Origin of the sequence: Mesorhizobium sp., from assembly GCF_005063415.1 — a bacterium.
Classification (GTDB): Bacteria; Pseudomonadota; Alphaproteobacteria; order Rhizobiales; family Rhizobiaceae; genus Mesorhizobium.
This window is the reverse complement of the sequence record NZ_SUEG01000101.1, coordinates 1-12,127: the sequence shown is the minus strand read 5'-3', so window position 1 is coordinate 12,127 and position 12,127 is coordinate 1. Positions and strand designations below refer to the sequence as shown.

At 61.0% G+C, this 12,127-nt stretch carries 11 protein-coding genes and 1 pseudogene; 5 read left to right on the top strand and 7 right to left on the bottom strand.

Annotated features, from left to right (window positions below; genetic code table 11):
* Nucleotides 1–543, bottom strand: a 543-nt coding sequence (locus tag E5W70_RS22680) for a cyclic nucleotide-binding domain-containing protein (RefSeq protein ID WP_292662663.1), incomplete at its 3' end; no start/stop codon positions are given.
* Between the two features lie 850 nt (nucleotides 544–1,393).
* Between E5W70_RS22680 and E5W70_RS22675 the strand changes: the two genes are divergently transcribed.
* Nucleotides 1,394–1,780: a hypothetical protein gene (locus tag E5W70_RS22675; protein ID WP_292662642.1), complete on the top strand. Its 387-nt coding sequence runs from the start codon at nucleotides 1,394–1,396 to the stop codon at nucleotides 1,778–1,780.
* Between the two features lie 74 nt (nucleotides 1,781–1,854).
* Here the strand turns inward: E5W70_RS22675 and E5W70_RS22670 are convergent, their stop codons facing one another.
* From E5W70_RS22670 to E5W70_RS22655, 4 genes are read right to left on the bottom strand one after another with little or no spacing between them, the layout of a single operon-like run.
* Nucleotides 1,855–2,154 (bottom strand): LysR substrate-binding domain-containing protein, encoded by a 300-nt coding sequence (locus E5W70_RS22670; RefSeq protein WP_292662639.1) that lies wholly within the window; start codon nucleotides 2,152–2,154, stop codon nucleotides 1,855–1,857.
* 55 nt (nucleotides 2,155–2,209) lie between these two features.
* Nucleotides 2,210–3,436 (bottom strand): HlyD family efflux transporter periplasmic adaptor subunit, encoded by a 1,227-nt coding sequence (locus tag E5W70_RS22665; RefSeq protein WP_292662636.1) that lies wholly within the window; start codon nucleotides 3,434–3,436, stop codon nucleotides 2,210–2,212.
* A 3-nt stretch (nucleotides 3,437–3,439) separates the two neighbouring features.
* The gene (locus tag E5W70_RS22660) at nucleotides 3,440–5,800 is read right to left on the bottom strand and encodes an ABC transporter permease (RefSeq protein ID WP_292662633.1); all 2,361 of its coding nucleotides are present in this window, start codon (nucleotides 5,798–5,800) and stop codon (nucleotides 3,440–3,442) included.
* A gap of 5 nt (nucleotides 5,801–5,805) precedes the next feature.
* Entirely contained in the window at nucleotides 5,806–6,513 is a 708-nt protein-coding gene (locus tag E5W70_RS22655; protein WP_292662660.1) for an ABC transporter ATP-binding protein, read from the bottom strand.
* 231 nt (nucleotides 6,514–6,744) lie between these two features.
* Between E5W70_RS22655 and E5W70_RS22650 the strand changes: the two are divergent.
* The 4 genes and pseudogenes from E5W70_RS22650 (at nucleotide 6,745) to E5W70_RS22635 (ending at nucleotide 10,024) form a co-directional block, all read left to right on the top strand.
* A pseudogene (locus E5W70_RS22650) lies at nucleotides 6,745–7,390 on the top strand (CBS domain-containing protein).
* A 71-nt stretch (nucleotides 7,391–7,461) separates the two neighbouring features.
* Nucleotides 7,462–8,775: a glucoamylase family protein gene (locus tag E5W70_RS22645; protein WP_292662631.1), complete on the top strand. Its 1,314-nt coding sequence runs from the start codon at nucleotides 7,462–7,464 to the stop codon at nucleotides 8,773–8,775.
* Between the two features lie 320 nt (nucleotides 8,776–9,095).
* A complete protein-coding gene (locus tag E5W70_RS22640) occupies nucleotides 9,096–9,674 on the top strand; it encodes a hypothetical protein (protein ID WP_292662628.1) in 579 nt (192 codons plus the stop codon).
* The gene (locus tag E5W70_RS22635) at nucleotides 9,671–10,024 is read left to right on the top strand and encodes a hypothetical protein (protein ID WP_292662625.1); all 354 of its coding nucleotides are present in this window, start codon (nucleotides 9,671–9,673) and stop codon (nucleotides 10,022–10,024) included. The genes E5W70_RS22640 and E5W70_RS22635 overlap by 4 nt, the downstream gene beginning before the upstream one ends.
* Before the next feature lie 220 nt (nucleotides 10,025–10,244).
* On the opposite strand, the gene E5W70_RS22630 is transcribed toward E5W70_RS22635, so the two are convergent.
* Together E5W70_RS22630 and E5W70_RS22625 are read right to left on the bottom strand one after the other, a co-directional pair.
* On the bottom strand, nucleotides 10,245–10,691 hold the full coding sequence (locus E5W70_RS22630) for a pyridoxamine 5'-phosphate oxidase family protein (protein ID WP_292662657.1): 447 nt from the start codon (nucleotides 10,689–10,691) through the stop codon (nucleotides 10,245–10,247).
* A 61-nt stretch (nucleotides 10,692–10,752) separates the two neighbouring features.
* Nucleotides 10,753–12,012 (bottom strand): MFS transporter, encoded by a 1,260-nt coding sequence (locus tag E5W70_RS22625; protein ID WP_292662622.1) that lies wholly within the window; start codon nucleotides 12,010–12,012, stop codon nucleotides 10,753–10,755.
* Nucleotides 12,013–12,127: the final 115 nt, after the last annotated feature.

The window sequence follows — 12,127 nt, the reverse complement described above, 5'->3', positions numbered from 1 at the left end:
TACGGTTTCGATGGTGAGGCCGAGATAATCGCCGATATCCATGCGCGACATCGGCAGTTCGACCTGTCGCAAGCCGCCCTGCCGCTCCGCCATGTCGACCAGGAACGCGGCGACGCGTTCGATGGCATTCTGACGGCCGAGAACCAAGAGATGTTCCTGCGCTCTCGTCAGGCCCTTGAGAGCCAACGGCAGCAGCTGACGGGAGAGATCCGCACCAGTGGCAAAGCGGAAGACGCGGACACCCACGGCGTTGATGGCTTCGGCGAAAAAATGATGGGTGCTGTCGGCTTCGAAACCGAATGTCTCTCCGGCCAGATGGAAGGCACTTATCTGCCTGCGACCGTCCGCAAGCAGGCGGTAAACACGCACGGCGCCAAACTCGACCTGATAGAAGGCTCCGGCCTTTTCACCTTGCGCATAGATTTCCGAACCGCAGCGAAAGAAGCTGACCGGCTGTAGCAGTGTCGGATCGAATGCCGTAGGCAGGCTCGACTGTAGGGGGTGCGACGGCAGTGAAATTCTGGAGCTCGATTGGGCGTGCATGGCTGTTTCCCGGTTGATCCGTAACACAGCAATCGCGCGAATCAGCAGGTCGCGAAATTCGGTTCTATCCCTACGGGAAACTACCTAGTGCTTGGCTGGGAAAGCGGTGAACCCGGCAGCGTGCCTACGCGGCGCTCGCCTTCTCGGGAACTTGCGTATGCTTCTGCCGACTTGTGCCGCATTGAAATTGTCGAGCACCCAATCATCAGCGTCGGTCGACAGCCGTCATACTGGCAGACTGGCAATGGAAACGCGGTTTCGACACGTCGGCAACCGGGCCGAAATCCGCCGCCTGCAATCGCGACTGAAATCACTGGTGAGGATGCAGGAGTGGGCAAACGAAAGCCAGATCGCCAAGATCGGAATCAGAGCCGTCGATCATCGACGTCGACATGGCTCGCATTCAGCCGATCTTCCCGGCTAAGCCCGACGAGGCGACCGGTGGGCGCTGAAAGCCGACGGCTTTCGCTGGTCGCCGTCGTCGCAAGGCACTTGGCACCGCCATCTTAACGAGGCCCGGACGATGGGTGGACGAACGGGTGATGAAGCCATCACCGCCGAGGACGCCTCGTGAGCCGCGCCGAAAGGGATCGCAATTCTTCGAAGTTATGGAGTTTTTCGGGAATGGCGATCCTTTCTTTGGTGGCGAGGCCGAGGGACGATTGATCGAACAGTTCGCGAGATGCCGATTTGCGCAGTCGCGCCAACTATGCTCTGGCTGCAACGCATCCAACGTTACCATCCATCCTGACATGAACGCGCCGGCAGTCATGCTATTGTGGAAGCGCAGCTGGCCGATCCTACGACATCGTTCTGGCAGCCTGCCATGACGTGAAGAGGAGAGTTCACCATGTCCAGGATGAATCGCCGCGCCTTGCTTCTCAACTCCGCCAGCGCCGTTATCGCCTCGACGGTTGCGGCATCGGCTTTCGCCACAAAGCCGCGACGGGAGGACCGGGAACCGTCCCGCGATCTGCGGGCGCTGATCAATGCGCACAAGGCAACGTACGCCGCGTTCGGCAAGGCGATCCACGAAAGGGGCGGCAGTAACCGCGACCACGACAGAGCCAGCCGGGCTGAGGAAAGGGCGCTGCTGGCTGTATGCGCCTATCCTGCGCTCGGGGAAGGTGATCGCCGGGCCAAGGCCCGATATCTTTTGAAGATCGAGGCGCGCGGTGAGCTCGACTTGGCAGAGCATATACAAGCTCTTCTCCGCTCGACGATGGGGGAGGGATAGGACCGGGATTGCGTGTCCTGCTTCTGATCGAGGAATTTTCGTGTGCAGCTAGAACCAGGCGTCGAGCCAGTTGCCTATGCCTCGCTCGATAGCATATTGCGAGCGGCATAGAGTTCGCCAATGAAGTCGGTGATCAAGGTCGAATTGATGCCGTCCGGCGGGCGCAGGAGTAGCGCGCGGAAATTGACGGCTGGCTCGAATGGCCTGGCCAAAATACCGCCGATCATGCCGTCCGCAACGACGGAGGGATTAACCAAGCCGATCCCCATGCCCTTCGCTGCAAGGATAGCGATGGTCAGGCCGTAGGGCGTTTCGATCAGGATGCGCGGCCGTACCCCATGCGCGGCCAGGATCTTGTCTCCTTTGTTGTCCACCCGCCAGTTCCCGCTGGTTGCCGCCTTTCCATCGACTTTGCCGTTCCGACACTAGCTATTGAGAGTATTGGACATCGCGCTCCGCGACGGTCACGCCGTCCGTGACCCTGTCGCTCGGGTGCAGTACCACGCGATCGCCTGAGGCAAGGCCCGACAGAACCTCCGCCGTACGGCTGTTTCGCTGACCGATCTTGATGATGGATACCCGTGTACGGCCGTCCCTTACCGCGAATACCGCCCAGTCGTCTCCTTGTCGGAACAGGGCAGCCACTGGGACGGCCAGGATGTCATCGCCTTTCCAGATCGTGACATGCACGATCACGCGGTAATCATGTCCTAGCGCCGACCACTTCGCCGGAGGGTCGGTGAAGTCGATCGTCGTGCGGACCCGTTGTTCCTCGATGCCAAGGGCTGAAACCTTGGCGAAGCCCGCCGGATCGACGCGGGAGACGCGGCCCTGGACCGGCAGTCCACCCCAGTTGTCGATCCAGACCGGCGCGCCTTGCTTTATACGGACAGCGTCGGTCGACAGCAGGTCCGCGACGATTTCGAGATCGAGCGGGTCGCCGATTTCGATCAGCGGGGCGCCAGCCTGGACCACACCTTCGCTCTCCTGCATGATCTTTAAGACGCTGCCTGTAACGGGGGCGCGCAACTGTATGCAGCAGGCCGGATCTGGCTCCGGCGGGGCACCCGATTGTTCGCCAAGTCGCGCCGCAACGCTGTCACGCTCGTTCCGGCGGACCTCGAGTTGGGCTTTCGCACTGGCAAGCGCTGCTTCATTGGTCTCAACGTCGAATTTGGCTGTGTCGAGAACCTTTAGGGAGATCGCTTCTGTGCGCGCCAGCGCCTCGGCCCGCCGGAGCTCCGTTCGCGAAAATGAAAGCGCGGCTTCGATCCGACGCGTTTCGGCTGCCGCAAGGTTCACGGCCGCATCGGCCGCAGCCAGTGCCGACCGCAGCTCCTCATGCGTGCGTGCGTCGTGAAAGCCCGGTAGCGTCGGCTGCATCACAGCCAAAACGGTTTCGTCCTTGGTGACCTGATCTCCCACGTGACGCGGCGGAGAGATGCGCAGGACCTCGCCGGCGATGGGGGCCGACACTATATAGACGTGGCGCACGCGCGCTTTCCCCTCGTCTTCGATCGTGACCTCCATGGGACCTTTCGTCACCGTCGCAAGGTCCACAGCAATGGGCCGCGGCCATGCGAACCAGACCGCGCCGGCCCCCAACAGCGTCACGGCCGCGATCCCAAAAATTCGCTTCATCCAGATTGCGCGCATGATTCAATCTCGCGTCTTGAGAACGGTGACAAGGTCCAGCTCGTTGAGCCTTCGGCGAACCACGAGAGCTGAAACCACGGCCGCGGCGAGCACGATGGCGCTGGCGAAGACATAGGTGGATTGCTCGACGATCAGGCGCACCCGCATCAGTTCGCCTGCCAGGTTCTTCTGCATGATCCAGGCAAGGCCATAGCCAATCAGCCATCCGGGCGGCTGCGCGATCAGCGTGAGCAGGGCGAGTTCGAGCAGGAGGATGCGCAACACTTCGCCCCGAGTGAAGCCGAGGACGCGCAGGCTGGCCAACTCCCGCGCCCGTTCGGAGAGTGAGATACGGGCGCTGTTGTAGACGACGCCAAATGCGATGACGGCAGCCAGGCCGGTGTAAATGCTGGCCATTGTCGTGATCAGAAGGGCCACCAGCTTGCGGAAATTCGCAAGCGAGACACGCTGCAAAGCCAGGCCACCGACAATCGGCAAGTCCTTGATGGCAGCATAGAACGCTTCACGGCTGGTCTGGTCGAGGCTGACATTGACGCTGTTCAATGATGGCGCTTCGCGCATCAGGCGCGCGAGCGTGTCTGAATCCATCATCCCGCGGATGCCGAAGTAGTCTTCGACCAGGGCTGCCACAGGGACGACAACGGTCCGCCTTGTTTCCAGCAAGTCGAGCTCGACGGAATCGCCGACCCTCACTCCCAGGATACTGGCAAGCATGCTCGAAATCGCCAGGCCCCCTTCTGGCAGGCCGACCGGCCGCAGGTCCACATCAATGATGCGGTTGAGATCGGCGTTACGCGGCCTGCCGCTGATCATGATGCGGCGCTGAACGTTGCCGTTTCTTATGCGGACAGGCACCTCGCGGTACGGCTCGGCGACAAGGACGCCCGGAAGCCGTGCGATCTGCAGGACGACGTCGAGCGGACGTTTTTCCACGAAACTCACAGTGGCGTCCTGACGGTCGGCCAGGAAATACGTCACGTCGATGAGTTGCTCCATCGCATCGCCCGTGAAAAGGGAAACGATCAAGATGGCCGTCGCCAGTGCAATTCCGAGCGTCGTGAACAATGACCTGACTGGATGACGAGTGATGTTGCGCAACATCATCGTGGTCGGCTGCGAGATGAGTCTGTCGAGAGAGAAGCTCGCAGGCAGCAGTCTGCGATAGCGGGGGGGCGCCGGCGCCTGCATCGCCACGGCAGGCGCCAATCGCACGACCTCGCGAAGCGCGCGCACCGCCCCGATGATTGCAGCGGCCAGACTGAGGAAGGCGGCGATGACGTAGAGGTCCGGGCTCTTGGTGAAGACGAGGAACGGAAAGTGGAAAAAGTCGCCGAAGAGACCGGTGATGCGCATCCCCAGCCAAGTGCCCGCTGCACTGCCGATTACAATGCCGATCATTACGATGACAGTGACGAATTTGAGGTAGTGCATGACGATGCTGGCGTTGTTGTATCCCAGCGCCTTCATGAGCCCGATCTGCTCGCGTTCCAGAGCTACGAGCCGGCTGAGCGTGAGATTGACCAAGAAGGCCGATACCAGAAGGAAGATCGGCGGCAGCGTCCGGCTCATGTTGTTGAGCATGTCGAGTTCGTGGTTCAGCCAGGCGTGCGAAGTCTGGTCCTTGCGCCCGTAGGCCGCTCGCCCGCCATAGCGCTCAAGCAGGGCATCGAGGCGCATCATGACCTCACTCTCGGACGCGCCCCGCAGCAGCTTCAACGACACGGACGAGAACGCATCATCGAGATCGTAGGCGCTGGCAAGCGCTTTTTCCGACATCCAGATGAGGCCGAAGCGGCGGTCGTCCGGCATGATATCGCCAGGGCCGACCGCGTAGATGAACTCGGGAGAGAGCGCGATCCCGACAATCGTTAACTCGCGTTTCCGGCCGTTCAATATGGCCGAGAAGCGTGCCCCGGGTTGAAAGCCGTGGGACAAGGCAAAGCCCTCGTTGACGACGACCTCTTCGGCTCGCCCAGGCTCTGGCATGCGACCAACACGCATGTAGAGCAGGTTGAGCGAAGCCTCACCGATCTCCGGCAGGGATTTCACTTCACCCGTAGCCGGCTCCAGGTAGTCTGGTATGTCCAGCAGCACCAGCTTCGCTATTCGCGCGTCGACCGAAGCGACGCCGGGAATCTCCGCAATCTTGCTGACAAGCGTCCTTGGCGCGCGGCTCACCGTGGCAAAGACGTCGGCAAACCGGTGGCGTTCGTAGTAGGCGGTGCGCGTCTCGTCGAGGGAACGGTAGGAACCGACGGCGAGGATAAGCGTCGCCACGCCTCCAGCTATGACCAGGGCGATGGCAAGCGCCTGCGCCCAGAGCCGCCGGAAGTCGCGAAGGAGCTTGACGTCCGGCGCGCGCATCCAGATCACCAGACCAGCTCGGCGGCAGTTCGGCGAACCTCGTTCTTCCGGATTCTGGAGATTTGCCCGTCGGCGAAAAACAGGACGCGGTCGGCGACATCCTGAATGCTGGCGTTGTGCGTGATGATGAGTGTCGTGGTGCCAAGCTGGGCATTGATGCCGAGCAGTGCCTCGATTACCCGGATGCCTGTCTTGGAATCCAGCGCGCCGGTCGGCTCGTCGCAGAGCAACACGTCCGGGCGCTTGGCGATCGCGCGAGCAATGGCCACACGCTGCTGCTCGCCACCGGAGAGCTGAGCCGGGAAATGATGCATCCTGGGTTCAAGTCCGACCAGGGCGAGCGCCTCGTCCGGGCGCATCGGATGATCTGAAATCTCCGTGACGAGCGCGACATTCTCATAAGCTGTCAGACTGGGGATCAGGTTGTAGAACTGGAAAACGAACCCGACGTGCTGCCGCCGATAGGCAGTCAGCCCCCGATCATCGAGGTTGGTCAGTTCCTGGTCCCTGAAGAACAACTGGCCGCTCGTGGCGTGGTCAAGCCCGCCCATGATGTTGAGCAGGGTCGACTTCCCGCTGCCCGACGGGCCAAGCAGAACGACCATCTCTCCCGCCGAAATCTCTAGATCCAGCTTGCGCAATGCAAGCACTTGCGTCTCACCCGAGGTGTAGGTTTTGGTCAGCGCTCTTGCAGTGAAGACGGTGTCAGCCATGGCCGCCGGAATCGGATGTTCGAGGCATTCGTCGCGTCGCTTGCCACCATCATCCGTCGAGGCGAGTGCAACATTGATGCAAATCAAAACCGGGATCCGAGAGCCGGCACCGCGGCCGGATCGGCTAGTCCTGAACTGGTATTGATTTGCCTCAAGGAGGTCGGAGGCGGCCAAGCTACAATGCCGCCATTGGTGCTACGGCGCCTGTTCACTGAGCCAAGGATGAGGCAGATGAAAGCAAAGGATGTAATGACTACAAAGGTTGTTACCGTGTCGCCTGACCACAGCGTAAGACACGCCGCACGGATCATGTTGGATCATCCGCATCAGCGGCATGCCTGTCGTCGATGACAATGGCCGCCTGGCTGGAATTGTGAGCGAAGGTGATTTCCTGCGCAGGTCGGAGCTCGGTGCTCAGTTTTTCCGGCAGGTGAGGCGCGCGGCTATGTGAAGGGCCACAGCTGGAAAGTGGCGGATCTGATGACCTCGGATGTCATCGTGGCGGACGAGGAAACCCCGATAGCGCGAATTGTTGCGCTGATGCAGGAGCACGGCATAAAGCGCATTCCGGTGATGAGAGGACAGCGTCTGGTCGGCGTCGTCAGCCGCGCCGATCTTCTGCGCGTCTTCGTTGCGACGAGGTTTGACGACGCTACGGCGGCAGGTGACGATGCAATCCGGCGCAGCATTCTTATAGTGGTTGCGAGGGGACGCAGGGGTCGAAGCAGACGCGTTAACGCTTACGGTGACTGATGGCCTGGCGCATTTTTCCGGCGCGGTCAGATCGCAGAGTCAACGGGATGCTGTCCGCGTGGTTGCCGAAGGTGTCCGGGGCGTCAAAGGTGTGTTCGACCATCTGTATCTGTCGCATCCGTGAACAGCGGGCGGGAACACAGCGCTATACGATCGCATTCTCCCGAGAGCAACCGCATCGTGAACACCTCTGCCATGCAAGACGATCTAGCGACCCTGCAGCGGGAGACATTCGATTACTTCATCCGTGAGGCGAACCCCGCCAACGGTCTCATCCTGGACAAGACCGAGGCGAATTGGCCGGCAAGCATCGCGGCCACCGGCCTTGCGCTGGCATGCTATCCAGTGGGCGTCGAGCGCAGGTTCATGACGCGAGCCGCGGCTGTTGAACGCACTTTGACAACGCTACGCTTCTTCTGGAACAGCCCACAGGGCGTGGAACCGGACGCCACGGGATATCGCGGCTTCTACTACCACTTCCTGGACATGCAGACCGGCCGGCGGGCCTGGCAATGCGAGCTGTCGACGATCGACAGCACGTTGCTGCTAGCAGGCGCGCTGGCTGCAGGGCAGTATTTCGACGAAGATACCGAGGCCGAAGCCGAGATCCGCGGCTTAGCGGAAGCGCTCTACCGCCGGGCCGACTGGCGCTGGGCACAGGACGGGGGAGATACCGTAACCCATGGCTGGACTCCTGAGCACGGGTTCCTGAAATATCGCTGGCAAGGCTACGACGAAGCGCTCTTGCTCTATGTCCTGGGACTAGGTTCGCCGACACACCCGTTGCCCCCGAGCAGCTACACAGCGTGGTCCGCGACCTTCCGATGGGAGAGCTGTTACGGCTACGAATATCTTTATGCCGGACCCCTTTTCATTCACCAGCTCTCGCATGTATGGATCGATTTTCGCGGCCTGCAGGATGCCTTCATGCGCGGCAAGGGAAGCGATTATTTCGAAAACAGCCGGCGCGCCACCTTCGTCCAGCAGCATTACGCCGTCGACAATCCGCGTGGGTTCGAGGGTTATGGAGAACACTGCTGGGGCATCACCGCAAGCGAGGGTCCGGGCCCTTCCACGCTCAAGTTGAACGGCATCGAGCGCCGGTTCGAGGGCTATGTCGGGCGCGGTGTCCCTTATGGTCCCGATGATGGCACGCTCGCCCCGTGGGCTGTCGCGGCATCCTTGCCGTTTGCTCCTGAAATCGTCCGGCCGGCGATCAGCTTCTGCATCCACCAGGCCAAGCTCAAGGCCGCCAATGCCTATGGCTTCAAGGCGGCCTTTAATCCGACGCATCCGGGGACATCCGGCAGCGCCTTTGGATGGTGGGTTTCGCCTTGGCACTTCGGCCTAAATGAGGGCCCGGTTGTCCTGATGATCGAGAACGACCGCAGCGGCCTCTTGTGGCGGCTAATGCGCTCGTGCCGGTACATCCGCAGCGGCTTGCAACGGGCGGGGTTCGAGGGCGGCTGGTTGAGGGAGCTTGAACCAGGCTCGACGCCGGCTGCTTGATCGGCTTGCCGCGGCGGAATGAACAAAGCCCTGAAACAGGGGAGCGTCGTAGTCACGACCTTTCCTCTGGCGAAGCGTTCCCGGACAATTCGGCGCTGGCCCCGGCCAGCAAACCGGCGATGGAACTCACGTTCGACGGATGCGGGATCGAATCCGTACTCGCGACCTTATCGGCACCGGCCGCCAATAGCTGCGGCTAGGTGCCTTGGATGACGAAGCAGGAAATGAAGCCACCAAATATCGCAAATTGATCCCAGTCAAAGCGGAAAGGTCAACCATCGGCTTTAATCAAACAGCTGTTGATGTCGGGAGGTGCCATCATGGAAATCTCTTTTCGCGATCTTATGACAGTATTCCACGGCATGGGGTTTGGGGCGCTGTTCATGCTGGCGTTTTCGGCGGCGCTTGCCGAACTTTATCGAATGTCTGCGCCTGGAGCCCCATCCATTCCAAGCGCCAGAGAACACAATCTGCTTTTGTTTTATCTCTCGATAATGGTCATCCTTGCCTGGGGTGCGGTGCTGTCGGGTGCCTACATAGTGTATCCGTGGTATCGAGCGGCGGTGCCCCCAGGGGTTACCGATTTGGCCGACTATCCAAAATTTCTGCTGACCTCCAACCCGAAGACATCCGCGTGGCATAGCTTGGGCATGGAGTGGAAAGAACACGTGGCTTGGCTTGCGCCAATTGCCATGACGATGGTCGCCTATGTCTTCGCCAAATACGGACCGGCTTTGGCCAGGCAGAAAGAAATCCGCACGGCCGTGATCGGCTTCGCGGTTGTTGCCTTCGTGGCGACTGGTGTAGCGGGCGCTTTCGGGGCGTTTCTCAACAAATACGCTCCGGTTCGTGGTGGCGCGATGATTGAAATCATCGCCGGTGAACAGGAGGGCGAATGATCATGGCCAATATCAAGCCTATCAGGCCTGACGAGATTCCCAACGGTCCAGGTGCGGCCGCCATTTTGGCCGCCGGAATTGGGTGTGCCGCGATGGGGATTTTCGCGCTAGCGGGGGATGCCTTTGCGTCACTCAACCACTTCTTCACGTTCTATGCACCGACCGGTGCCTTGTCCGGCGTCTGGACCAGCGCAGTCATCGTCTGGCTGGTCGCGTGGTTTGTCCTTTCGCGCAGGTGGGCCCCAAAGAACGTGGAAATGACAAAGGTCCTTTCTGTGTCCTTCGCGTTGCTGGCGGTAGGCGTATTGCTGACGTTCCCGCCTGTCATGGACCTCATCCAGGGCAGGTAGAGAAAGAAACTTACTTGAGTTGGGCGCGGGCTTGGTCCATCGAAAGCGGCCAAGTTCGCGCGATCTATAGCTTCCCCTTGCCACCGGCACGTTCGCAACCATCGGCGCCGATCGAAATGTCGAGCTAGAATTCAAAGGCTGAAAACGATCGGCCCGGCGCAATCCACTGTCAGCCAGGTGCTTGCGTTCCGTGCAACGCGTCAATCTACCGGAAAACAGCCTATTCTATTGCCTCCCGGCCCGAAATTTCTTCTACGAGAATCCGGAAGAAAACGTGCGGTGTGCTGTCTGACACGGGAGGTGTGATCGGCCTGAGCGCGCCAGGCTCCCACCAGTCGGCGTGCTTGCTCAACACCGTCCATGCGTGACCGCGCTGAAACTCGTGGCCGGTCCGGTCACTCAGTTCTTCAAAGCGGCCGTCGACAACGACGCTTCTCCATCCGCGTCCTTGGCCGTGTTCCTCGACCTGCGCGCACACCAAGGGATTGGCTCTCATCCATTCGATCTTCTTGCCTAGCAAGGAAAACGCATAGAGGTGAGTGTCAGCGTAGGCGTAGTTGAAACACACGACGTAGGGCTGTCCGTCCTTCGCGCATGCAAGATGGCCGACGCGATTGGCCACCAGCAATTTCGTGCATTCCAAACTGGAAAGTGTGCGGATCCGCATCGATGCGATCTCCTGTTTTTTGTATTTCACATCTTGGCGGCCGGACTCGCAATGACGTGGATCAAACTGCTGCGTCCGCTTGGTCGGCAGGCCGCGCCTCGGAATGCGCGGGCGCCAATGGCAGCGGCAGCTTCAGGCTTGCAATCGCGGCGAGGCCCATTGCTGCGGCTGCGGCGAGGAAGGCGGCGCCTTCCAGCCCGGGGAACCCGAACAGCAGGCCGGCGGCCGCAGAGCCCACCGACATTCCGAGACTGACCGCCGCCGACTGGATGCCGAGTTCTACACCTTGGCTTCGTGTACTGATGCGCGACACCCAGTAGACGAGCAGTGGGCTGATCACCCCGGCCGAAGCAGCGACGATGGAAACAGCGAACAGCATTTCCGTGAGCCCGGCAATCGTCGGAATAAGCGCCAAGCCGATCGCCATCACCAGGAAGGCGGGAGCCGCAAGCAATCTTGCCGCTGCGGGTTTGACGAGGGGCGAAAAGACAATGCCCTGGACCGCAAACATGACAACGCTGCATGTCGCGAACATGAGGCCGAGCGCGGCCGGACCCATTGCGAGTTCGGCGTTTCGCAGGGTGAGCCCGACCTCGAATGCGCCAAGCCCTGCCGCAGCCACGGCGGCAAGTGAGAGCAGCCGTAACTCTCCGGGTGCGAACATTGATGCCCCGGGTTTGTTCGCCTCAACACGGGGACCGGGCAGCAGGTTTCCAGGCAGCACAGACCACACACCAAGCGCTGCCGCTGCAGCGAGGCCGGACGCAAGAAGGAAGGGAACGGTCTGTGGCGGGACAGCCACGCCGCCCAAATGAAGCTTCAGTTCCGCCGCGAGCCCGCCAAGGGTAGGCCCGACCAGGAAGCCTGCGATCGATGCCATGCTCATCCGGCCGAACGCCCTTGTGCGGCAATCGTCCCCGCCTTCGGTATCGGCAATGAACGCAAGAGCCGTGGGCCCCACGGCAGCCGCGAAGCCGCCATTCAATATCCGACCGACATAAAGAACGAGCAGACTTGGGGCCAGCGCAGAAGCGGCCAAGGTGATGGCAAAGCCGATCAGGCCGACGACAAGGACAGGTCTGCGCCCGATCAAATCCGACCACTTCCCCCAGAGGAAAGCGGCGCCCACCGGCGCGGCGACATAGGCAGCAGTCAGGAAGCCAATCTGCCGCGCATTGAATGTCGGATCTGTCGCACCGGCAAGCCGCTCGACCATCATCGGCAGGACCGGCAAGACGATTCCGTAGCCGAGCGCAACGACAAAGGCCGAGGCGAGCAGTGCGCTCAGGGCCCATTGCGACGTCGGCGGGCGAGCTTGCATCGACACGCTCATGCCTGTGCGCCCGTGGGGTGCCGATGAGCGACGCCTTCTTTCATCGATGCTGTGGCAGGTCGAATGCCTTCGAGCTGGGTTCGCTTGAGCAAAAGGGCGTTGA

Excerpts from the sequence above, each read along its gene's own strand:
- E5W70_RS22640 (WP_292662628.1), top strand. The coding sequence starts at position 9,096 with ATGGAAATCTCTTTTCGCGATCTTATGACAGTATTCCACGGCATGGGG.
- E5W70_RS22660 (WP_292662633.1), bottom strand. The coding sequence starts at position 5,800 with ATGCGCGCGCCGGACGTCAAGCTCCTTCGCGACTTCCGGCGGCTCTGG.
- E5W70_RS22675 (WP_292662642.1), top strand. The coding sequence starts at position 1,394 with ATGTCCAGGATGAATCGCCGCGCCTTGCTTCTCAACTCCGCCAGCGCC.
- E5W70_RS22630 (WP_292662657.1), bottom strand. The coding sequence starts at position 10,691 with ATGCGGATCCGCACACTTTCCAGTTTGGAATGCACGAAATTGCTGGTG.
- E5W70_RS22625 (WP_292662622.1), bottom strand. The coding sequence starts at position 12,012 with ATGCAAGCTCGCCCGCCGACGTCGCAATGGGCCCTGAGCGCACTGCTC.
- E5W70_RS22645 (WP_292662631.1), top strand. The coding sequence starts at position 7,462 with ATGCAAGACGATCTAGCGACCCTGCAGCGGGAGACATTCGATTACTTC.
- E5W70_RS22635 (WP_292662625.1), top strand. The coding sequence starts at position 9,671 with ATGATCATGGCCAATATCAAGCCTATCAGGCCTGACGAGATTCCCAAC.
- E5W70_RS22665 (WP_292662636.1), bottom strand. The coding sequence starts at position 3,436 with ATGCGCGCAATCTGGATGAAGCGAATTTTTGGGATCGCGGCCGTGACG.
- E5W70_RS22655 (WP_292662660.1), bottom strand. The coding sequence starts at position 6,513 with ATGGCTGACACCGTCTTCACTGCAAGAGCGCTGACCAAAACCTACACC.